The organism is Methylorubrum sp. B1-46 (assembly GCF_021117295.1).
GTDB lineage: Bacteria > Pseudomonadota > Alphaproteobacteria > Rhizobiales > Beijerinckiaceae > Methylobacterium.
This window is the reverse complement of sequence record NZ_CP088247.1, coordinates 4,003,308-4,025,341: the sequence shown is the minus strand read 5'-3', so window position 1 is coordinate 4,025,341 and position 22,034 is coordinate 4,003,308. Positions and strand designations below refer to the sequence as shown.

The window sequence follows — 22,034 nt, the reverse complement described above, 5'->3', positions numbered from 1 at the left end:
GAACGACACTCCATGCCCCTGAGCCCGGACGACCTGCTGACGCGGCTGCGCGAGCGCGGCATCGCCTACAAGCTCTACGAGCACGAAGCCGTCCTCACCGTCGAGGCGATGATGGCGGTCTGCGGCGACATCGCCGGCGCCCACACCAAGAACCTGTTCCTGCGCGACGGGAAGAAGACCTACTTTCTCGTGACGCTCCAGCACGACGCCGCCGTCGATCTCAAGGCATTCCGCGCCGTGCTCGGCGCCCGCGGCGGCCTGTCCTTCGCGAGTCCCGACGCTTTGCGCGAGATCCTCGGGGTCGGGAGCGGGGCCGTCTCGCCGCTGGCGGCGCTCAACGCCGCGCCGGGCAGCGTGCAGGTGTTCCTTCAGGACAGCCTGCTGAACGAGACGCGGGTCAACATCCACCCGCTCGTCAGCACGCGCACCCTCTCGCTCGTTCCGGCCGACCTCGTGGAGGTTTTGAGGGTGGAAGGTCACGAGCCCACATCGATCACCCTACCGGAGAGCGCGGCGGCCTGAGGGCCGCTGCCCGTGTCGGCAGAGTTCTTGAGCACCGACCCAAAAGGGGGCCACCGGCTTTCGGCACAGACGATGCGCTAAGGGAACCGACGGCGGCCGCAGGGCGCACTCTTGGCCGGCCCGTTCGCAGGCCCGCGGCGTCGAACCGGCGTTCAGGCCCCCTGGAGGGCGCTGGGGAAGGCGAGAGCCGCGAAGAGCGGTGCGACGCTCACGGCCTCCGGGCGGGCCGGCTCGGAGCCGATCCGCAGCTCCGAAACCGCGCCGCGGGTCAGGCCGATATCGTCGAGCGCCGCGTCGCTCAGGTTCATCAAAGCCTCCTCATTGGCTCTGGCGCGAAGATGGGCGCGAACACTCTCGGAAACTTTGCTGAACATGGGATGAGCCTCGTTCGCGCCGCCCTGATCAAGACGAGGGCGGCTCGCGCTTCGACGGATATGGGCCTTTCTCAGTCGTCGGAGGAGCGCGGATGCTTGGGATCAGCTCTGCTTGATGCGCATGCATTGTGCAGAAAAGACCATGTTTTAGCAGATTGCTTACCTATTATGCATAGGCGCCGCTCGCCCGACCATCGCCGCCCGTGATCTGCGGTGGACAGCCGGGCCACCGGAGCCACGCTTTCCAAGGCGGGACGCCCCCTTTCGAACGATGCCCTCAACGTCAAAAACCCCTCTGCCGGAGCCGGCAGAGGGGGCGGGATAGGTCGAAGGCCGGACGGGATCGACTGCGCCGCGAAACACCCGCTTCCGTCGCGGGGCGCGTCAGCAGGCGGCGACGTTGACGGCCAGCCCGCCGAGCGAGGTTTCCTTGTACTTGGCCTGCATGTCATGGCCGGTCTGGCGCATGGTCTCGATCACCTCGTCGAGGCTCACCCGGTGCTGGCCGTCGCCGCGCAGCGACAGCGAGGCCGCCACCACCGCCTTGTTGGCGCCGAAGGCGTTGCGCTCGATGCAGGGCACCTGGACGAGGCCGGCGATCGGATCGCAGGTCATACCGAGATGGTGCTCCATGGCGATCTCGGCGGCGTTCTCGATCTGGAAGGCCGAGCCGCCGAGCGCCGCGGTGAGGCCAGCCGCCGCCATCGCCGCGGCCGAGCCGACCTCGCCCTGGCAACCGACCTCCGCCCCCGAGATCGAGGCGCGCGCCTTGATCAACCCGCCGATGGCGGCGGCGGTGAGCAGGAAGTCGCGTCCGCGCTCGTCGTTCCAGTCGGGGCAGAAGTCGCGGGTATAGCGCAGGACCGCCGGCACGATTCCGGCCGCGCCGTTGGTCGGCGCCGTCACGACGCGCCCGCCGGACGCGTTCTCCTCGTTGACGGCGAGCGCGTAGAGGCTGATCCAGTCCATGATCTCGTGGGCCGGCCGGCTGTTGGCGAGTTTGGTCGCCTCCAGCGACTCGTAGAGCCGCTTGGCGCGCCGCCGCACCCGCAGGCCGCCGGGCAATTCGCCGTCCATGCGCAGGCCGCGCTCGATGCAGGCGAACATCGCGTCGCGGATCGCGTCGAGGCCGGCATCGATGTCCTCGCGCGAGCGCAGGGTCAGCTCGTTGGCGAGCTGGATCTGGGGGATCGTCAGCCCGGTGCGCAGCGTCAGGTCGAGAAGTTCGCGCCCGCTGCCGAAGGCCAGCGGCGGCTCCTGCCCGGCCTCTCCGGCCGAGGCGGCTTCGGCTTCCGCGGCCGTGACGACGAAGCCGCCGCCGACCGAGTAGAAAATCTGGTCCTCGATCCCTTCACCGGCGGCATCGTAGGCGCGAAAGCGCATGCCGTTGGTGTGCAGCGGCAGGATGTCCTTGAAGTTGAAGACGAGGTCGCGCTCGGTGTCGAACTGGACGCCCGGAATGCCGAGATCGCCGGTGCGGCGCAGTTCGTCGGCGAGCGGCGCGGTCCGGTCGGGATCGATGGTGGCCGGCGCGTGACCGAGCAGCCCGAGCAGGATCGCCACGTCGGTGCCGTGGCCGCGGCCGGTCCAGGCGAGCGAGCCGTAGATCTCGGCGCTGATCCGGGTGACGCCGCCGCGGGCGAGCACGGTGTCGCGGAACCGGCGCGCGGCGACCATCGGCCCGACGGTGTGGGAGCTCGACGGACCGATCCCGATCTTGAACAGATCGAAGGTGCTGATCATCGAATCCGCTGCTCTCTAAAAAGGCGCCTCGCCCTCAGGCAGAGGCACGTTTGGGGGAGGCACGCATCACGTCGGGATGGCCGGGGCCGCGCGGGGGCATCGGCGACGAGATGGGCTCGCCGCCCACATGCATCAATCCCGCATCAATGCGCGGCCGGCCCTTCGACCCCGAACACGGCCTCGTTGAGGAAGCCGTGGACGTAGGTCGAGAACGACCGCCAGCACTCGACGCGGTAGAGCGGCGCGGCGGTTGCCCGGATCAGCACGATCTCGGCCTTGCCGAGCAGGGTGCGGGTGGCGCTGCCGGGCGGGAAGGCCGCCTCGGACAGGTCGAGCGGGCAGCCGGCATTGAGCGCGGCCGCCGCCTGCCGGCCCGACACGTCGATGCCGACATTGCGGTGCGAGACATCGACCAGCGAGTGGGGCAGCCCGGCCAGCGCCTCGTGGATGCGGCCCTGCAGCAGCTCGGCGTCGGCCTCCGGACCGCCAACGAGCCACTCGTCGGGCCCGAGGCGGGCGATCCAAACCTCGCCGTCGGTGCCGACCGTGTTGATCGGCGCGTCGAGCACGAGCCCGCCGACCTTCGGCGCGGCGCCGGCACCGAGCCGCGCCCGCAGGGAGAAGCGCGATTCGGCGCCCACGGGGCGGACCGATAGGCCCGAACCCGAGGTGACGGGACGGGACACGGCGCCGAGCGGCAGGGCGCGGGCAGCGCGGTAGCGGGTCTCAAGCATTGATGCGCTCCCCCTGGACGTCGAAGAAGACCGGATCGCAGACGGTGACGCGGGTGAACCCGTCCGGCGTGGTGACGTGGAGATGGCCGCCCATCCGCTCGCGCCCGCCCTCGACCAGGGCCAGGGCGATGGAGCGGCCGCAATTGGCGCTCCAGTAGCTCGACGTGACGTGGCCGAGCATGTGCATCGGGATCGGCTGAGCCGTGTCGGCGACGATCTGCGCCCCCTCGTCGAGGACGAATTTGGGATCGTCGGTCATGAGCCCGACGAGCTGCTTGCGGCCGGTGGCCACCACATCGGGACGCGCCAGCGAGCGCTTGCCGACGAAGTCCTTCTTCGCCTTCGGGATCATCCCGGCCATGCCGACATCGTCCGGGGTCACCGTGCCGTCAGTTTCCTGGCCGACGATGATGTAGCCCTTCTCGGCGCGCAGCACGTGCATCGTCTCGGTGCCGTAGGGGGTGATGCCGTAGCGCTGGCCGGCCTCGAACACCGCCTCCCAGACCGCGCGGGCGTGGTCGGCGGGCACGTTGATCTCGAAGCCGAGTTCACCGGTGAACGACACCCGGAACAGCCGGGTCGGCACGCCGCAGATCGTGCCCGTGCGCATCGCCATGTGCGGGAAGGCTTCGGGCGACAGGTCGATGCCGTCGACGAGCGGGGCGATCACGTCGCGGGCCTTTGGGCCCTGGAGCGCGATCACCGCCCATTGTTCGGTGGTCGAGGTGAGGAACACCTCGAGGTCCGGCCACTCGGTCTGGAGGTAATCCTCCATGTGGCCGAGCACCCGCGCGGCACCGCCCGTGGTGGTGGTGACGTGGAAGCACTCGTCCGAGACGCGGGCGACGACGCCGTCGTCGAGGATGTAGCCGTCCTCCTTCAGCATCAGCCCGTAGCGGCACCGGCCCGGCGCGAGCTTGGTCCAGGGGTTGATGTAGAGGCGGTTCATGAACTCGGCCGCATCCCGGCCGACGATCTCGATCTTGCCGAGCGTCGAGGCGTCGAAGATGCCCACACCCTCACGCACCGCCTTGCACTCGCGGGCGACGGCGGCGTGCAGATCCTCGCCGGCCTTCGGGAAGTACCAGGCGCGCCGCCACAGGGCGACGTTCTCGAACAGGGCGCCGTGGGCCTCGGCCCATTCGTGGATCGGCGTGGTCCGGATCGGGTCGAACAGCGCGTGGCGGGCCGGGCCCACCAGCGCGCCGAAGGTCACCGGGGTGTAGGGCGGGCGGAAGGTCGTGGTGCCCACCGCCGGCAGGGCCTTGTCGAGTTGCCCGGCGACGATGCCGAGGGCGTTCATGTTCGAGGTCTTGCCCTGGTCGGTCGCCATGCCGGTCGTGGTGTAGCGCTTGACGTGCTCTATCGACTGGAAGCCCTCGCGGACCGCGAGCTTAATGTCCTTGGCGGTGACGTCGTTCTGATAGTCGACGAAGGCGCGGACCTTGGTCGGGTTGGCGTCGGTCGGCATGATCCGCACCGGCTGGAAGCCGGTCAGCGTCGGCGTCGCGGCGAAGTCCCGGCGCTCGTCCGAGCCCGCGGCGGCGGCACCGGCGGCGAAGCCGTCGCCGAGGCAGGCGGCGAGGTCGTAGGTGCCGCGGGCCGCGCCCGCCGAACGCTCGGCCTGGGCCGAGATGCTCGGCACGAAGGCATCGATGGCGTCGTCGTAGCGGAGCTTGCCGCGGGACTGCGAGAACAGGTGGACGGCGGGCGTCCAGCCGCCGGACATGCCGACGCAGTCGCAAGAGAGAATGCGACGGCCGCCGCACCGGCCGTCGCTCCCGACAGGCGCCACGATCAGACCCGTGACGCGCTTTCGGCCCTTCGAACCGACCACGGTGTGGCCGGTCAACACTTCGGCCCCGGCCGCGCGCAGCTGCGCCAGCTCCGGCCCGCACTCCGCCTCTAGGCGCAGATCGACGAGGGTGACGTCGAGGCCCGCAGCCCGCGCATCGAGCGCGGCTTGGTAGGCGGAGGCGCCGCTCGTGGCGAAGACGAGCTTGCGGCCCGGCGCCACGCCGTAGCGGTTGAGGAAAACCCGCACGCTCTCGGCGAGCAGGATGCCCGGCCGGTCGTTGTCGGCGAAGACGAGCGGACGCTCGTGCGATCCGCCGGCGAGCACCACCTGCTCGGCGCGCACCTGCCACAGGCGCTCGCGGGGGGCTTGCCCCGCGGCGGACGGTAGGTGGTCGGTGACGCGCTCGGTCATCGCGACGTGGTTGTGGTTGTAATAGCCGAAGGCGGTGGTGCGGGAGAGCAGGATCACGTTTTCCCGCGCGTCGAGGTCCGCCAGCGTCTCGGCGAGCCAGCTTGCGACGGGGCGTCCGTCGATCTGCGAGGTCGTGTCGTGCAGGAGCGAGCCGCCGGGCTCTGCGCCCTCGTCGGCGAGGATGACCCGCTTGCCGGTGCGCGCCGCGGCGAGCGCGGCGGCGAGACCGGCCGGACCGGCGCCGACGACGAGCACGTCGCAATGGGCGTGGCGGTTGGCGTAGCGGTCGGGATCCGCCTGGGTCGGGGCCTTGCCGAGACCGGCCGCGGCGCGGATGAACGGCTCGTAGACCCGGTCCCAGAACTTCCGCGGCCACATGAAGGTCTTGTAGTAGAAGCCCGCCACGAAGACCGGCGACAGCAGGTCGTTGACCGCGCCGATATCGAATTCGAGCGAGGGCCAGTGGTTCTGCGAGGTCGTGCGCAGCCCGGAGCGCGCCTCGACCACGGAGGCGCGGTTGTTCGGGTCGGTCCGGCCCGGCCCGCGATCGACCGAGAGCAGCGCGCTCGGCTCGTCGGGGCCGTGGCTCAGGATGCCGCGGGGGCGGTGATACTTGAACGAGCGCCCGACGAGGTGGATGCCGTTGGCGATGAGCGCCGAGGCGACGGTGTCGCCGGCGTAGCCGTGAACCGGCTTTCCGTTGAATTCGAAGACGATGGGGCGGGTGCGGTCGATGCGTCCGCCGCGGGACAATCTGAACGGCTGTGCCATCTCACGCCCTCATCTCGCTCTGGATTGCGGAATCGGTTCCGAGAATCGTTCCGGGTTTCACGCCGGATTTGGACTGCTCGCCGATCGGATAGGTCTCGATGAAGCGGTCGCTGATCGTGTCGCGCAGCGCGTTGAACCAGCGGCCGCAGCCGTGGATGTGGCACCAGCGCTCGGCATGCACGCCCTTGGGGTTGGCGCGCACGAACAGGTGCTCGCTCCAGCCGCCGTCATCGACGGTCATCGGGTCGGCCGGGCGGGCGATGTGGGCTTGGCCGCCGCACCGGAACTCGGTCTCGGGCCGTTTGCCGCAATGGGGACAGGCGATCAGCAGCATGGGTCTGGCTCCGGATCAGTGCGCGACGGCCGCCGCGGCGGCTTCGTCGATGAGGCGCCCGGTGCGGAACCGGTCGAGGGTGAAGGGCGCGTTGATCTTGTGCGGCGTGCCGGTCGCGAGCGTGTGGGCGAAGACGTGACCCGAGCCCGGCGTCGCCTTGAAGCCGCCGGTGCCCCAGCCGCAATTGACGAACAGGTTCTGAACCGGGGTCTTGCCGATGATCGGCGAACGGTCCGGGGTCACGTCGACGATGCCGCCCCAGGAGCGCAGCATCCGCATCCGGGTGAATTGCGGGAAGAGCTCGCAGATCGCGTCGAGCGTGTGGGTGGTGATGTGGAGGCCGCCCTGCTGGCTGTAGGAGGTGTACTGGTCGGTGCCGGCGCCGATCACCAGTTCGCCCTTGTCGGATTGCGACAGGTAGGCGTGGACGGCGTTCGACATCACCACGCAGGGGAAGCACGGCTTGACCGGCTCGGAGACCAGAGCCTGGAGCGGGTAGCTCTCCAGCGGCATCGACACGCCGGCCATCGACATCAGGGTCGAGGTGTGGCCGGCGGCGACCACGCCGATCCGGCCGGCGCCGATGAAGCCGCGGCTGGTCTCGACGCCCACCGCCGCACCGGAGGCGTCGCGGCGGATGCCGGTCACCTCGCAATTCTGGATGATGTCGACACCGCGGGCGTCGGCGCCGCGGGCATAGCCCCAGGCCACGGCGTCGTGGCGGGCGGTGCCGGCCCGGCGCTGGAGCGCGCCGCCGAGCACGGGGTAGCGCAAGCTCCCCGAGATATCGAGCGGCGGGCAGAATTCCTTGCACTCTTCCTTCGAGAGCCACTCGTTGTCGATGCCGTTCAGGCGGTTGGCATAGACGTGGCGCTTGAAGCTCTGGACGTCGTGGATGTTGTGCGCGAGCATCAACACGCCGCGCTGGGAGAACATGATGTTGTAGTTCAGCTCCTGGCTGAGCCCCTCCCAGAGCTTGAGCGCGTGCTCGTACATCGCCGCGCTCTCGTCGTAGAGGTAGTTGGAGCGGATGATCGTGGTGTTGCGGCCGGTATTGCCGCCGCCGATCCAGCCCTTCTCCAGCACCGCCACGTTGGTGATGCCGTGCACGGTGGCGAGATAATAGGCCGTCGCCAGCCCGTGCCCGCCGCCGCCGACGATGACGACGTCGTAGCGGGGCTTCGGTTCGGGCGCGCGCCACTGGCGGCCCCAACCGGTATGGCCCCGCAGGGATTCGGAAAGCAGCGACGTGAGGGAGAAGCGGCGCATCGGTCGACCTCGCGGTGTTGACAGATCATGGTCCGCCCCTCGCCCCGGGGCTTGATCGACGGCGACCGCGAGTTTGGGATTCCCGACTTCAGTCATTTTCCGCGAACGCGCGGCTCGGAAGGCCCCATCGACCGGTTCGAGTGACGGCGCGGCGGCTCGCCCGACAAGTCTCTCGGATCGGTCCGTTGACTGACAATCCGGATGTCTTGTCTGGTCACGCCGCCGTGAACGGGGGGCGAACAAGAATTATTCTATTGCGTTCGGCCGACGATCGGAGATTAAGTTCCGGTATGGGCGCCGCCTCGGCGGACGTGCTGCCTCCTGATCGACGGGGCCGGTTGCAACCGGAGCGATCCTGCATCGCTTCCTCGCCGGCGAAAGATCGGCGCGGCACGTGAATTGCCCACCAAGCCGCGGCATAGGCCGACAGACGGTGGTCGGGATGGAAATGACGATAGCTGCCGGGGAGACGGGCCCGGCTCATACGGTGGCCGAGAGCGAGGCGATCACCGGGAGAGGCATCGCCGTCGGCTTCATGCTGGTCGACCGCTTTTCGATGATCGCCTTCTCCTCGGCGATCGAGCCCCTGCGGCTCGCCAATCGCGCGGTCGGCCGCGATCTCTACCGTTTCTCGCTGTGGTCGGAGGATGGGGCCAAGTGCACCGCCTCGAACGGGATCGAGGTCAAGGTCGCGGGCCGCTTCTGCGACGCGCAGGATTTCGACATGATGGTCGTGTGCGGCGGCGTCGACATCCAGCGCCCGGATCACCGCGCCCTCCATTCGGCCCTGCGCCGGTGCAGCGCCCGCGGTGCGGCGATCGGGGCGGTCTGCACGGGCACCTACGTGCTGGCCAAGGCCGGCCTCCTCGACGGATACCGGGCGACGATCCACTGGGAGAACCTGCCGGGCCTCGTCTCGGAGCATGACGGGCTGGAGATCGGCTCGGATCTGTTCGAGATCGACCGCAACCGCTTCACCTGCGCGGGCGGCACCGCGGCGGCCGACATGATGCTGTCGCTGATCATGCGCGACCACGGGCCGAGCTTGGCCTCGGAGGTCGCCGACCAACTCATCCACCACCGCATCCGCGAGTCCGGCGAGCGCCAGCGGATGGACCTGCGCATGCGCCTCGGCGTCTCGCACCCGAAGCTGTTGCGGGTGGTGGGACTGATGGAGACCTCACTGGCCGAACCGCTCGGCAGCCAGGAGCTCGCCGACGCGGTGCAGCTCTCGACCCGCCAGCTCGAGCGGTTGTTCCTGAAGTATCTCGGCCGTTCTCCGGCCAAGCACTACCTGCGCATCCGTCTTGAGCACGCCCGCACCCTGATCCGGCAGACGGCGATGCCGCTGCTCTCGGTGGCGTTCGAGTGCGGCTTCACCTCGGCCTCGCACTTCTCGAAGGCCTATCTCGACTGCTTCGGCCAGCCGCCCAGCGCCGAGCGGAAGATCGGGCCGGCGCAGGGCGCACGCGCCTGAGGCGCGGCCGTCGTCCGTTCGAGCCCCCTCCCCCTCCCCCGCCTCCGACAAGGCCGGGCTTCGGCAGGATTGCATTCGGCCGAACCAAGCGCGGCGCGTTGGCCGCCAAGGCGCGACGGTAAAGCGCACGACCTGAAAACGAGAACGCCGGCTCCCTCGGAAGCCGGCGTGATGCTCGCGAAGATCGCGGATCGCGGAGAGGCCGGCCTGCCAGCAGCGGGCCGGCCTCTCCGGGTCGTCATGCATGCTTCCGACGAACTGGCTCCCCTTCGTCGGAAAGCGCCAGAGAGCATCGTCCTGGATATCGGATCCAGGACGACGCTCGAGATCATTGTTTTTGCACCGTCCCGAAAGCCGGCGGCCACCTTTCGGGGCGATGTTCTAGAAATAATACCCGATGTTCATGATGAAGCGTGACTTCCAACGGTTCTCGCCGCCCTGGGCGAGGCCGTTGTTGAATTCGCCGACGCCGACATAGGGGTCGTTCCGGCCGATGGCGGCCTCGGTGTAGATGATCAGGTTCGGATCGGCCGTGAGGGTCCAGGCTCCGCCGAGCGTGAAGCGCTCGCTGGCCCGGAACGCCGCCTTGTCCTTGTAGAAGGCGCTGTAGCCGACGAAGGGCACGACCGTGAACGGTCCGATCGGATCGGGCACCTTGTAGGTCACCTCGCCCGAGATGAAGTTGCCGCGCGTGGCGAGATTGTACGAGAAGTCGAAGCCGCCGATCGTGATGAGGTCGTTGCGGAAGGGGTTCTTCGGGTCGATGTCCTGGCGGACGTAGATCGCCTTGAAGCCCCAGGGGCCGTAGGTGCCCAGGGCGTGCAAGCCTTCGAGCTGCTTGGTGCCGGTCTGGCGCGTGTCGAAGTTGTAGATGTCCGAGTGCCAGATCGAGGCGCCGAAGGCGAGCGAGGCGGTGTCGTTCTTGAGAACGAAGTACTCGGCTCGTCCGATGAACATGTTCTGTTCGGCGTTGCTGGTGCCGTTCGTGACGTAGGGGTCGGCGCGAACGATGTTGGTCGAGTAGCGCGCGCTGTCGAGGCTGAGACCGAAGGCGTTGGGGTTGGCGCCCGGATAGAAGCCGACCTGATAATTGAAGTCCGGCTCGACATGCGAGAACTTGACGCCGAAGTTATAGACTTCCTCGATCCCCATGGTGAAGCCGAGCGTTTCGAGGAAGCTCGTCCCGAAATACGGGGTCAGGCCGAAGGGGGACTGGTTGAGGCCGACGGTGATGCTGTTCTCGGGCGTGAACTTGTAGCCGATATAGGCGAACATCGGAAAATGGACTTCGCCCGGATTGCCGCGATACCCGTTGCGTGGGCCGTAGATCGAGCTGCCGCCGTAGAACCGGTACTGTGCCGCGCCGAAGATGGTGTCGGAATCGTAGGCCGCCTTGAGCGCGAGGGTGTCGAAGTCGAAGTTCTCCCGCGCCTTGCGGACGCCGCCGCGGCTGGCATCGTCGAAGCGCCAGTCGTAGCGGGCGCGGATGGCGCCGCCGAAGGTGAAGGTGCCGGTGTTGGTCTTGCCCTTCGGCGGCCCCAGGTCGAAATTGCTGAGGGAATCGGGCGCGTCGCGGGGATCGGGGACCGCGACCGGCTGCTCGCGGTTGACCTGGCTGGGCTCAGCGTCGACCTCGACGGGGCCTCGCGCCTGCGCCGCCGCCCCCGACGGGCACAGCATCACCCCCGCGGCACAGGCCACCAGGGCCGCCGCCAAACCGTTCGCCGTCATGTTTTCCGATCCCCCTCCACCGAATTCCCGAATCGTCTTCCGAGCTGTCTCCGGTCGTTTTCAGCTCGCGGGCGGCCGCATCACTTGAGCCAGCCGTCGACCGTCGCGCGGTTCCGCGCGATCCACTTCGCGGCGGTCTCCTCGGGCTTGGCGCCCTTCTCCTCGTTCTCCGCCATCACGGCTTCTTCGTCCTTGATGGTGAGCTTGAACTTCTCGAGGATTCCGTAGACCTCCGGCATGTCCGCCTTGAGCCCCTTGCGGGCCAGCGTGTTCACGCTCTCGGCCTCACCGAAGCTCTTCTTGGGGTCGGCGAGGTATTTCAGGTCGTAGCGCGCGAACATCCAATGCGGCGTCCAGGCGGTGACGACCACGTCCTTCTTCTGCCGCACCGCGTCCTTGAGTGCGCTGGTCATCGTGGCATCGCTGCCGTCGAGCAGCTTGACCTTCAGGCCGTAGGCCTTGATCGCCGCCTCCGAACTCTTCATGACGCCGGCGCCGGGATCGATGCCGACCACCTTGCCGTCGACCTCGGACGCCTTGGTCGCCAGATCCTCGATCGAGTTGAGCGACGAGTAGGCGGGCACGGCCCAGCCAATCTTGGCGCCCGTGACGTTCGGGCCGATCAGGTCGATGCGGTTCTTGAGTTTTTCGTAATAGGCGCCCTGCGTGACGGGGAGCCAGGCCGCGACGCTCGCATCCGCATCGCCCGTTGCCACGGCCTGCCACATGGCGGCGGCCGCGAGCGGGATGGTCTTGACCTGATAGCCCTTCTCCTCAAGCGCGAGCTTGAGGATGTTGGTGGCGACCACGGCGTCGGCCCATTCCACGTAGGCGATCCGAACCTGCTTGCCCGCCGCCTCGGCCGGCGTGTGGACCAGGGCAAGGCAGGCCATCACACCAAGTATCGGAGCGCGCATGGATCGGACCTTTCAAGTTGATTTGGGGATGTGCGGCGTTTTTTAGCCGAGCTTTTTCTGTTCAGGTGCTGAGCCTGAAGTTCCGATATTCGGGGCTGTTCGGTGATGATTTGGCTTTTGCAATATATGATAGCATTTCAGCCGGAACGCAATCTTTGTTGGCGCTCCGGCTGAGGATGTAACCTTCAGGCAACACCGTGGGGGCGGGCCCGGGCTGCGAGGGCCTGGGTGACGCGGTCGAGGATGACCGCCACGATCACGATGCCGATGCCCGCCTCGAACCCGGCTCCCGCCTCAAGGCGCTGGATCGACTGCCAGACCGCGCGGCCGAGGCCGCCGGCCCCGATCATCGCCGCGATGACGACCATGGAGAGGGCGAGCATCATGGTCTGGTTGACGCCGGCCATGATCGTCGGCAGCGCGAGCGGCAATTGCACCTTGAACAGCTTCTGGGTCGCCGAGCTGCCGAAGGCATCGGAGGCCTCGACGAGTTCGCTCGGCACATTGCGGATGCCGAGCGCCGTCAGCCGGATGACCGGCGGCACCGAGAACACGATCGTCGCGAAACAGGCCGAGACGGCACCGAGCCCGAAGAAGGGCAGAGCCGGGATCAGGTAGACGAAGCTCGGCAGGGTCTGCATCATGTCGAGCACCGGCGAGAAGGTCCGCCAGGCCCGTCGGCTGAGCGCGAACCAGATCCCGACGGGCACGCCGATCACCAGCGCCGCGGCGGTGGCGATGCTGACGAGGACCAGGGTCTCGACCGTCGCCTGCCACAGCCTCAGATTCCACAGGAACAGCAGGCCGGCCAGCGTCAGGATCCCGATCTTACGGCCGCCGACACGGTAGGCGGCGAGCGCCGCGATCGCGATGCAGATCCAGGGCGGGATCGAGACGAGAGCGGTGGTCAGCGTCTCAATCCAGTCGGAGACGGTGCGGCTGACGGCGCGGGTCAGCCAACTGCCATGCTCTGTGAGCCAGTCGAGACCGTTGTCGCTGAGCGTGTCGAGGGGAAATTTGGGGACGTTCCACTCCATCGCGGTGTTCCTGGCGGCTTCGAGAGGATCTGTTGACCTGTCTGCGACAGGCCGTGTGTGCCGGGGCGCGCGGCCAGCGCCTGCACCACGTCGCGGCTCGTGACGGAGCCGATCAGGCGCCCGTCCCTGCCGACGACGGCCACGCGCTCCTCGGCGGCGATCGTGGCGAGGATGGTGTCCAGCCGGCGATCCGCCTCGACGACGGGCTGCCCGAGATCGAGCAGGCTGGCGACGGTCTCGTCAGGCCGCGCGGCGGCGAGCCTGTCAGCGAAGATGCGGCCGACGAGCCGCCCGTCCCCGTCGGCGACGAGCCAGGAGCTGGCGTTCCCCCCGCCGAGGGCGGTGCGCGCCTCGGCCACCGTCTGCGTGGGCGCCAGCCGGGGGGCGGACCGGTCCGCGACCTGCTCCGCCCGCAGAACCGCGGCGAGGTCGATATGCTCGACGAACCGCTCGACATACTCGGTGGCCGGATGGGCCACGATATCCTCGGGCTGCCCGATCTGGACCACCTCGCCGTCCTTCATCAGGACGATGCGGCCGCCGAGCGCGATGGCCTCGTCGAGGTCGTGCGAGACGAAGACGATGGTCTTCTTGAGCGTGCGCTGGAGGTCGCGCAGCTCCGCCTGCATGTCCCGCCGGATCAGCGGATCGAGGGCGCTGAACGCCTCATCCATGAGGAGGATGTCCGCATCCGCCGCGAGCGCCCGCGCGAGACCCGCGCGCTGCTGCATGCCGCCGGACAATTGGCTGGGATACTTCGACTCCCAGCCCTTGAGGCCGACGAGTTCGATCGCCTGCATCGACCGCTCGACCCGCTCCTTGGCCGAGACCTGCTTGATCTCGAGCCCGAACCCGACATTCCCGAGGATGGTCCGGTTGGGCAGCAGGGCGAAGTGCTGGAAGACCATGCCGAACGTCTTCTGGCGGAAGGCGAGCAGCTCCTTGCGCCCGAGCCGCGTGACGTCCACCCCGTCCACGACGATCCGTCCGCAGGACGGCTCCACCAGCCGGTTCATGCAGCGCAGGAGCGTCGACTTGCCGGAGCCGGACAGGCCCATCAGGACGAGGATCTCGCCCTCCTCAATGTCGAACGAGATGTCGCGCAATCCGACGACGGCACCGCAGGCGGCGGCGATCTCGCTCTTCTGCTTTCCCTGCGCCATCAGATCGAGCGCCGTGGACGAGTTCGAGCCGAATATCTTGCTGATACCTTCAAGATTGATCCGGCCCATAGGGAAAGCCCTTCAATTTGGAGCGATGTTGTCCTCGATCGAAATTTTTATGGTTTTATCTTGGACGATCAAAGGTTATTTTCAGTCATTCCAGGAGGCTTGTCGTATTGCGACATTTTATTGGCGCCGGACGACGCCCCGGCAGTTTATCGCTGCAATTGGGCCCGTCCGGCCGGGGTGTGGCGCGAATCCGAGCAGCGCTGTCCAGAAAAGTTGCAAGATATGTGCGAGTGTTGGGCACGATGACGGCCGCCGCGCGGCGATGCGGCGGAGGTTTCCGCCGTCCGGGGTTGGACCGTCTGAGCCTTTTCCGGAGTCGGGCGCTCGTCTGTTCGAGGGCGCCGGATACAAAAATCGGACTGAACCGCGCTCAAAGGCACGGGCCTCGAAGAGAGAAGCTTGCGAAAGACAGCAAAGTTCTTTTCTCGATCGGGACAAGGACTGATCTCACAACGCGCGTCGCGTCGATCGCAAGAGTTCCCGCATCACGTCGGTGCATTCGATCCGAGAGCGGTAGCCGCAGCGGGCGACATCCGCGGGGCCGAGACATACGCGAGGGCGGCCGCGCCGGGGGCGGCCTGTCCCCAAGCCGCACCGGCGATCAAAACCGGGTGTAAGTCCCTGCCGGCGCTGAAGGTCGTATTGCTCTTTTCCACGCCTTGTCCCCATATGGAACGAAAGGCGAACGACCGTCTTTTCAGAGTCGATCAGGAGGAAAAGGGCGCCCATGGCACGCTACCGCTTCCACGCGACGAATGGCTACGAGTGCGTGTTCGACGCGCAGGGCAAGGAGATCCGTGTCCCCGAGCGCCTCGTGCGGCGCGCAGACGAGGTGGTTCAAGAGGTGATGAGCAGCCTCGCGGACCGCGAGGATTGGTCGGAATGGCACGTCACCGTGCACGACCTCAGCGGCCGCCGCGTGCTGGTGAAGCCGTTCGTGTGACGGCCGGCGCGGTCGCGAAACCGCGGCGCGCTCAAGCCAGGAAATCGCGAAGGGCGGCGAGCACGCGATCGGGTCGCTCCTCCTGCAGGGTATGGCCGCAATCGAGCGCAAAACCGCGCACGTCGCGAGCCTTCTCGCGCCACGTCGCCGGCACGTCGTAGGTCCGCCCCACCGTCCCCCGCGCGCCCCAGAGGGCCAGGAGAGGCGCCTCGATCCGCCGGTCGGCATCGGCGGCGTCGTGCTCCAGGTCGATTCCCGCCGCCGCCCGGTAATCCTCGCAGATCGCATGGCGCGTGGCCGGATCGCGGTAGACGCGCAGGTACTCGGCGAAGAGCGCCGGGCTCGGGCTGCCCGGCGTCTTCGACTGTCCCTCGACATGGGTGCGTAGAAAAAATTCCGGGTCGGCCGCGATCAGGCGCTCCGGTAGGGGCGCCGGCTGGATCAGGAAGAACCACCAGAAATAGGCCGTGGCGAAGGCCTTGTCGGTCCGTGCGTACATCGTCGCGGTGGGCGCGATGTCGAGGACGGCGATCCGGGTGACGGCATCGGGATGATCGAGGGCGAGGCGGTGGGCGACCCGCCCGCCGCGGTCGTGCCCGACCACGGCGAAGCGGTCGTGGCCGAGGCGTCGCATCACCGCCACCGCGTCGGCGGCCATCGCGCGCTTGGCGTAGTTGGCGTGGCGTTCGCCGCCCTCCGGCTTCTGCGAATCGCCGTAGCCGCGCAGATCCATCGCCACCACGCTGTGGTGCTCGGCCAGAGGCGGGGCGACGGCGTGCCAGGTCGCGTGGGTCTGCGGATGCCCGTGCAGCAGCAGCACCGGCGGCCCGGACCCGCCGACGGATGCGCGGATGCGCAGGCCGTCCGCGTCGATGTCGTGAAGCGTGAAACCCGCCAGAAACGGATCGGCCGTCATGGTCCGCACCTCAACCGAACGAGGGCGCGCGCTCTGCGCCCTGCCCCCGCATGCAAGCCCTACCGCAAGGTCCTTATTCCTTGGCGAAGCCGATATCGGCGGCCACGGCTCTGAGGCGCTCCGGATCGCGCTCCTTGCGCTCGGAATAGCGGTCGACGAGGTAATCGGCCCGCCCGCGGGTGAGAAGCGTGAACTTCATCAGTTCCTCGCAGACATCGACCACGCGGTCGTAGAGCGGTCCAGCCTTCATCCGGCCGGCTTCGTCGAACTCCTTGTAGGCCATCGGCACCGAGGACTGGTTCGGGATGGTGATCATTCGCATCCAGCGCCCGAGCACCCGCAGGCTGTTGACGGCGTTGAAGCTTTGTGAGCCGCCCGACACCTGCATCACGGCGAGCGTACGTCCCTGCGTCGGGCGTACCGAGCCCTCGCTCAAGGGCAGCCAGTCGATCTGGCTCTTCATGACCCCGGTTAGGTTGCCGTGCCGCTCAGGCGAAACCCAGACCTGACCCTCGGACCAGATCGAGAGCTGCCGCAGCTCCTGCACCTTCGGGTGGTCGGCCGTGCCGTCGTCGGGCAGCGGCAGGCCGTGGGCGTGGAACAGACGCACCTCGCCGCCCATCGCCTCCAGCAGCCGCGCCGCCTCGTAGGCCAGGAAGCGGCTGAACGAGCGCTCCCGCAGCGAGCCGTAGAGGATCAGGAAGCGCGGCGCGTGGGAGAGCGGCGCCGAGGCCTCCGACCGCCCCGCCGTCGGCACCTCGAAATGGGCCGCCGAGAGGTTCGGCATTCCGTCGGAGAAGGAAGGCTGAGGCTTGTCCAAGGCGTCGGATCCCGATACGTTTCAATGTCTGTTGAAATGATGGAACGATCATGGACGAACGGCAAGCCCTCGCGGCCTTCGCCGCGCTCGGTCAGGAACACCGGCTCCGGGTCGTGCGCGCCCTCGTCGCCGCCGGGCCCGATGGTCTCGCCGCCGGCGCGCTCGCGACCGTGGTCGGGGTCGCGAGCACCAACCTCTCCTTCCACCTGAAGGAGCTTTCCCATGCCGGGCTGATCACGTCGCGGCGCGAGGGCAAATCCGTCATCTACAGCGCCGCCTATGCCGGCCTGTCGGACCTCATCGCCTTCCTGATGCGCGATTGCTGCCAGGGCCGGCCGGAGGTCTGCGACACCGCGCTTGCCGCCCTCTCCGCCTGCGAGTGCTCCACCGGAGACGCTGCCCATGCCTGAGCCGATGCCCGAGCCCTTCGACGTCGTGATCTACCACAACCCGGCCTGCGGCACCTCGCGCAACACGCTGGCGATGATCCGCAATGCCGGCATCGAGCCGCACGTGGTCGAATACCTGAAGACGCCGCCGAGCCGGGCGCTCGTCCGTCGGATGCTGACGCGCGCCGGCCTCTCGGTCCGTGATGTCCTGCGCGAGAAAGGGACGCCCTATGCCGAGCTCGGCCTGGCCGATCCGGCGCTCACCGACGCGCAGCTTCTCGACGCCATCGAGGCCCACCCGGTCCTCCTCGACCGGCCTCTGGTGGCAAGCCCGCGGGGCGTGCGCCTGTGCCGTCCGTCCGAGGCGGTGCTGGACCTGCTGCCGCCGCAGCGGGGCGAATTCGTGAAGGAGGACGGCGAGCCTGTCATCGACGCGCAGGGCCGCCGCGTCGCCACCGCCTGAGGAAGCGCCGGTGTCCCTGTTCGAACGCGACCTCACCCTCTGATACGGTCTCCGCTTGATCGCTTCGGCGTCGCCTCGCAATCACGCGGAGGAGACCGATCGCATCAACCGGGCTTGATGTGAGCTGAGCGGCCGGCGGCGCCGGTCGGGACGCTGCCCGACATCGGGGCCCGGCGCGAAGCGGGTTCCGCCTCGGCTCGCCGACGGATCATGCCCCGTCGTCGGACCGTGGGCGCAGAATGCGGTGGCTGACCGCCTCGGCTCCGACGCCGATCGCGGCGCCGGCCAGGACGTCGATGGGGAAATGCGCGCCGCGGACGACCTGTATGCCCGCGACGCCCGCAGCGGCGATCGCCGCCACTGCTGCGAGGCCAGGATAGGTCCGGGCCACCGACCGGGCGAGGGCAAAGCTCAAGGCGGCGTGCCCTGACGGAAAGGATTGCCAGGGGCCGATGCCGGTTCCGGGCCGGCCGCGTGCGTAGCGCCCTTCGTCCATCAGGACGTTGGGACGGGTGCGGTGGACCGTCCGCTTGATCGTCGTCTTGACGAGGCTGGCCGCGAGGCCGGCCGCGAGCATGTTGCCTCCGGTCTCGGCAAGACGGCGGTCGCCGGTGGCCTTGCCGCACGCCAGAACCGTGACAGACAGGGCGAGGAGGGACTGCCAGCTCCCGACCTCGCCGACGAATCCGAGGGCGCGGTTGGCTGGATGATCCTTCGTTCGCGCGAGGGAAACGCCGGCTGCCAAATCGAGGGCCTCGAGGCCGCTGGCCAGTCCCGCGGTTCGGGCACGGATCGGATGTCGCGAGATCTTCGAAAGCATGGCCGTAAACGCGGCCGGCCGGGAATCGTTCGTGACCGCCGGACTGGGCGGATTAATCACTTGTTAGGCATCCCGCCGATACCGTCCTGCCGTTACGGGAATGTCGGGTATGCTCGAGCACCGCAAGTCACGCACGATCGAGCACGCCGGCGCGCCGGACCCGTTCGAGCGCACCCTGTCCAAGGCCGTCGCGCACCGGGTGGCCGGGCGCTTCCAGAAGGCCCGCAGCAACCTTCAGCGCCTGCTCGATGCCGCGCCTCAGCACGCGGGGGCGCACCATGAACTCGGCCTCCTGACCAGCAAGGCGGACGGGCCCGGACCGGCGGTGCCGCACTTCGTCGCCGCCCTGAGAGCGGAACCCGAGCAGCCGCGCCACTGGCTGGCGCTCGCGCTGTCGCTCCTTGTGCTCAATCGCGTCGGCGAAGTGCGCGCCCTGATGGAGCAGTTCTGCAGCCGCGGCCTCGTGGATGACGGCAGCCGCGCCGCGCTCAAGGAATTCACCGACCACGCCTTCGCGCGCGGACAGGAGCGCTACAATGCGGGCGATCTCGGCGCGGCCGAGGCCCTGGCCGACCTCGTCATCGGCCTCGACGACACCCATGCCGACGCGACGCATCTCGCGGGCGCCGTCGCCGCGAGCAAGGGCCGGCACCAGCAGGCCTTCGACCTGTTCAGCATCGCGATTTATCGCCAACCCGAGAATGCGGGGTATTTCAGCAGCCTCGGCGCGGTTCTCATCACGTTGGGCGACAATGCCGGCGCCATCTCGGCCCTGGAGCGGGCGATCGCGCTCAAGCCCGACCTCGCGATCGCGCATGCCAACCTGTCCGGCGTCTATCAGCGCATCAGCCGCCACGGCGCGGCCGTGACTCATGCGCGGCGTGCCGTGACGCTCGATCCCGGCCTCGCCAACGCGCACAACAATCTCGGCTGCAGCCTGAAGAGCCTCGGCCACGTGCACGAGGCGATCGCGAGCTTCGACAGGGCGCTCGCGGCCGATCCCCGGCACATCACCGCCTATTCCAACCGGCTGTTCGCCAAACTCTATGCCGAGGGCATTCCGCACGCCGATTACGCGGCCGACGCGCGCGGCTTCGGCGCGCGCTTCGCCGATCCGCTGCTGCGGCGGCGGCCCTTCACCAACGATCGCGATGCGGATCGTCCCCTGCGCATCGGCTTCGTCTCGGGCGACCTGTGCACCCACGCCGTCGCCCGCTTCATCGAGCCGTTCCTGCGCCATCTGGATCAAGCGCAGTACGAGGCGCGGGCCTACATGACGCAGGCCGCGGAAGATGCGGTCTCGGCCCGCCTGCGGACCGTGTTCAGCGGCTGGCACAACATCGCCGGCCTCAGCGACGACGAGGCCGCCGACCTGATCGAGTCGGATGCGATCGACATCCTCGTCGACCTCTCGGGTCACAGCGCCGGCCACCGCCTGCTCGTCTTCGCGCGCAAGCCGGCGCCGGTGCAGGTCACGTGGATCGGCCATCCGGCGACCACGGGTCTGCGCGCGATCGACTACCGGCTGACCGACTTCGGCCACGACGGCCTCGGCCTCTCCGAGGCGCTGCACACCGAGACGCTATGGCGCATGCCCGGAGTCTCGGCCACCTACGAGGCGCCGGATGCACTTCCTCCGGTGCGCGAGCGGCCGCCCTTCGAAGACAACGGCTTCGTCACCTTCGGCGTGATGAACCGCTTCGAAAAGATCGGCGACGGCGTTCTGGAAGCCTGGGCCGAGATCCTGCGGACACTTCCCGAAGCGCATCTTTTCATGGTTGTCGCCGACATCGAGGTGTCGGAGATTCGGGCCCAGGTCGAGGCACGGCTGTCGAAGGCCGGGCTGCCGCTGGAGCGGATCCGCCTCCACCCGCGCGTGACGTCCACCTACTTCGAACTCTACCACGAGTTCGATATCGCGCTTGATTCGTTTCCCTATAATGGCGGTACGACGACCTGCGACACCCTCACGATGGGCGTTCCTCTGGTCGTCCTGGCGGGCGCTCACGCGGTCGCTCGTACTGGCCTTGCCGTCTTGACGGCCGTCGGCTTGACCGAACTTGTCGCAGAGACGCGGGACGATTACGTGGCGCGCGCCGTCGCCCTGTCTTGCGATCCCGACCGTCTGCGCACAATCCGGTCCGGGCTTCGCGAACGGGTCTTCGCTAGCCCATTGATGGATCACGAACGCCATGCCACGGAAGTCGGCGAGGCTTTCCGCGCGATGTGGAGGCACTGGATCGATGCGACCCGCGCCGCTTGACCCCGCCGTCGGAGCGAAAGGCCGCCCTCTGCCGGAGCTTCCAGCGCAGGCGACCCTTTGCCGTCCGGAGTGGGAAGGCGGGCAGATCCTCCTCCTTTTGATCAATCCCGATCGAGACTCCGCCATCGTGGTCCGGATCGCACAGCCATGACAGCGCCGATCACGGTCGCGATCATGCAGCCGTATCTCTTTCCCTATATTGGCTACTTTCAGCTCATCGCAGCGGTTGATCAGTTCGTGATCTACGACACTGTGAAGTATACCAAGAAGGGTTGGATCAACCGCAATCGGTTCCTGCGTGACAGGGCGCCGGTCACCTTCACGCTGCCGCTGGAGAAGGCTTCGGACCATCTCGATATCTGCGAGCGGCATGTCGCGGCGGAGTTCAAGCCTGCTCGGCTGTGCGCCCAGATTGCTCAAGCCTATCGCTCCGCGCCGTACCAGCGCGAGACTATGCCGCTCGTTGAGGAGGTTCTGGGGTACGCGAGCGCCGACCTGTTCGATCATCTGCGGCACGGATTGTTGCAGACCTGCGCGCATCTTTCCATCACCACGCCGATCCGCGCCGCGTCAGCGATCGAGGGCGTGACGGATCTGCGGCGGCAGGATCGGGTGATCGATCTGTGCGAACGGCTGGGGGCTGCGACCTACATCAACCCGATCGGCGGCACGACCCTCTACGATCCGGTCGCTTTCGCACGGCGTGGGATGCGCTTGCGCTTTCTCCGCGCCCGGCCTTTCGCGTATTCGCAGGGACCGCACGCCTTCGTGCCCTGGCTTTCGATCCTCGACGTATTGATGTTCAACCCGCGATCCATGCTCGCGAGCATTCTGACCGGCGGCTACGATCTTATCGAGGGAGACGCGCATTGCAGCCTCGATGCGGCCGCCCCGTCTCGCTCCTTCGAATACGATACCGCAGCGGCATGACCGACCACGCCCCGGATCGAGGAGCCACCCATGGTCAATCCCACTTCGCACGATGCCGAGTGGTTCGACGAACAGATGCGGCGCAAGGCTAAGTTCTATTCGAGAGCGTCGTGCCCACCGCTCATCTGCCCTCCATCCGT

The 22,034-nt window shown here is 68.0% G+C and carries 20 protein-coding genes; 7 read left to right on the top strand and 13 right to left on the bottom strand.

The annotated features are described in order from the left end of the window. Window positions 1-12: 12 nt before the first annotated feature. Window positions 13-522, top strand: a complete 510-nt coding sequence (locus LPC10_RS18785) for a prolyl-tRNA synthetase associated domain-containing protein (protein WP_231343905.1) — start codon at window positions 13-15, stop codon at window positions 520-522. A 152-nt stretch (window positions 523-674) separates the two neighbouring features. Here the strand turns inward: LPC10_RS18785 and LPC10_RS18780 are convergent, their stop codons facing one another. From LPC10_RS18780 to LPC10_RS18755, 6 genes are all read right to left on the bottom strand, one after another. Continuing rightward, entirely contained in the window at window positions 675-830 is a 156-nt protein-coding gene (locus tag LPC10_RS18780) for a hypothetical protein (protein WP_231343904.1), read from the bottom strand. Between the two features lie 450 nt (window positions 831-1,280). Continuing rightward, window positions 1,281-2,639, bottom strand: a complete 1,359-nt coding sequence (locus LPC10_RS18775) for an L-serine ammonia-lyase (protein WP_231343903.1) — start codon at window positions 2,637-2,639, stop codon at window positions 1,281-1,283. A gap of 143 nt (window positions 2,640-2,782) precedes the next feature. Beyond that, complete coding sequence (locus tag LPC10_RS18770; protein ID WP_231343902.1) at window positions 2,783-3,373, bottom strand: sarcosine oxidase subunit gamma; 591 nt, start codon at window positions 3,371-3,373, stop codon at window positions 2,783-2,785. Next, a complete protein-coding gene (locus LPC10_RS18765; RefSeq protein ID WP_231343901.1) occupies window positions 3,366-6,353 on the bottom strand; it encodes a sarcosine oxidase subunit alpha family protein in 2,988 nt (995 codons plus the stop codon). Before LPC10_RS18765 ends, LPC10_RS18770 begins: the two co-directional genes overlap by 8 nt. A gap of 1 nt (window position 6,354) precedes the next feature. Beyond that, window positions 6,355-6,687: a sarcosine oxidase subunit delta gene (locus LPC10_RS18760; protein WP_231343900.1), complete on the bottom strand. Its 333-nt coding sequence runs from the start codon at window positions 6,685-6,687 to the stop codon at window positions 6,355-6,357. Window positions 6,688-6,702: 15 nt separating this feature from the next. Next, window positions 6,703-7,956 (bottom strand): sarcosine oxidase subunit beta family protein, encoded by a 1,254-nt coding sequence (locus LPC10_RS18755; protein ID WP_231343898.1) that lies wholly within the window; start codon window positions 7,954-7,956, stop codon window positions 6,703-6,705. Between the two features lie 448 nt (window positions 7,957-8,404). Between LPC10_RS18755 and LPC10_RS18750 the strand changes: the two genes are divergently transcribed. After that, a complete protein-coding gene (locus LPC10_RS18750; protein WP_231343897.1) occupies window positions 8,405-9,433 on the top strand; it encodes a GlxA family transcriptional regulator in 1,029 nt (342 codons plus the stop codon). 381 nt (window positions 9,434-9,814) lie between these two features. Here LPC10_RS18750 and LPC10_RS18745 read toward each other — a convergent pair whose 3' ends face one another. From LPC10_RS18745 to LPC10_RS18730, 4 genes are all read right to left on the bottom strand, one after another. Further along, a complete protein-coding gene (locus LPC10_RS18745; protein ID WP_231343896.1) occupies window positions 9,815-11,164 on the bottom strand; it encodes a hypothetical protein in 1,350 nt (449 codons plus the stop codon). A gap of 80 nt (window positions 11,165-11,244) precedes the next feature. Next, on the bottom strand, window positions 11,245-12,081 hold the full coding sequence (locus LPC10_RS18740; protein ID WP_231343895.1) for a glycine betaine ABC transporter substrate-binding protein: 837 nt from the start codon (window positions 12,079-12,081) through the stop codon (window positions 11,245-11,247). A gap of 185 nt (window positions 12,082-12,266) precedes the next feature. Beyond that, window positions 12,267-13,118 (bottom strand): proline/glycine betaine ABC transporter permease, encoded by an 852-nt coding sequence (locus LPC10_RS18735; protein ID WP_231343894.1) that lies wholly within the window; start codon window positions 13,116-13,118, stop codon window positions 12,267-12,269. Beyond that, complete coding sequence (locus tag LPC10_RS18730) at window positions 13,034-14,350, bottom strand: glycine betaine/L-proline ABC transporter ATP-binding protein (RefSeq protein ID WP_231343893.1); 1,317 nt, start codon at window positions 14,348-14,350, stop codon at window positions 13,034-13,036. Before LPC10_RS18730 ends, LPC10_RS18735 begins: the two co-directional genes overlap by 85 nt. Before the next feature lie 727 nt (window positions 14,351-15,077). Here LPC10_RS18730 and LPC10_RS18725 point away from each other — a divergent pair. After that, window positions 15,078-15,293, top strand: coding sequence for a hypothetical protein (locus LPC10_RS18725; RefSeq protein ID WP_108941525.1), 216 nt, complete (start codon window positions 15,078-15,080; stop codon window positions 15,291-15,293). 31 nt (window positions 15,294-15,324) lie between these two features. Here LPC10_RS18725 and LPC10_RS18720 read toward each other — a convergent pair whose 3' ends face one another. After that, window positions 15,325-16,209, bottom strand: coding sequence for an alpha/beta fold hydrolase (locus LPC10_RS18720; protein WP_231343892.1), 885 nt, complete (start codon window positions 16,207-16,209; stop codon window positions 15,325-15,327). A gap of 73 nt (window positions 16,210-16,282) precedes the next feature. Continuing rightward, on the bottom strand, window positions 16,283-17,029 hold the full coding sequence (gene arsH, locus LPC10_RS18715) for an arsenical resistance protein ArsH (protein WP_231343891.1): 747 nt from the start codon (window positions 17,027-17,029) through the stop codon (window positions 16,283-16,285). Between the two features lie 50 nt (window positions 17,030-17,079). Here arsH and LPC10_RS18710 point away from each other — a divergent pair, with 50 nt between their 5' ends. Both LPC10_RS18710 and arsC read left to right on the top strand, forming a co-directional pair. Continuing rightward, a complete protein-coding gene (locus LPC10_RS18710) occupies window positions 17,080-17,439 on the top strand; it encodes a helix-turn-helix transcriptional regulator (protein ID WP_231343890.1) in 360 nt (119 codons plus the stop codon). A 4-nt stretch (window positions 17,440-17,443) separates the two neighbouring features. Further along, window positions 17,444-17,881 carry an arsenate reductase (glutaredoxin) gene (arsC, locus tag LPC10_RS18705; RefSeq protein ID WP_231347092.1) on the top strand — a complete coding sequence of 146 codons (438 nt, stop codon included), beginning with the start codon at window positions 17,444-17,446 and terminating at the stop codon, window positions 17,879-17,881. Window positions 17,882-18,089: 208 nt separating this feature from the next. On the opposite strand, the gene LPC10_RS18700 is transcribed toward arsC, so the two are convergent. Continuing rightward, on the bottom strand, window positions 18,090-18,626 hold the full coding sequence (locus LPC10_RS18700; RefSeq protein ID WP_231343889.1) for a phosphatase PAP2 family protein: 537 nt from the start codon (window positions 18,624-18,626) through the stop codon (window positions 18,090-18,092). Window positions 18,627-18,810: 184 nt separating this feature from the next. Between LPC10_RS18700 and LPC10_RS18695 the strand changes: the two genes are divergently transcribed. Together LPC10_RS18695 and LPC10_RS18690 are read left to right on the top strand one after the other, a co-directional pair. Then, the gene (locus tag LPC10_RS18695) at window positions 18,811-20,964 is read left to right on the top strand and encodes a tetratricopeptide repeat protein (RefSeq protein ID WP_231343888.1); all 2,154 of its coding nucleotides are present in this window, start codon (window positions 18,811-18,813) and stop codon (window positions 20,962-20,964) included. 147 nt (window positions 20,965-21,111) lie between these two features. Next, window positions 21,112-21,894, top strand: coding sequence for a WbqC family protein (locus tag LPC10_RS18690; RefSeq protein ID WP_231343886.1), 783 nt, complete (start codon window positions 21,112-21,114; stop codon window positions 21,892-21,894). The last annotated feature ends 140 nt before the right edge of the window (window positions 21,895-22,034 follow it).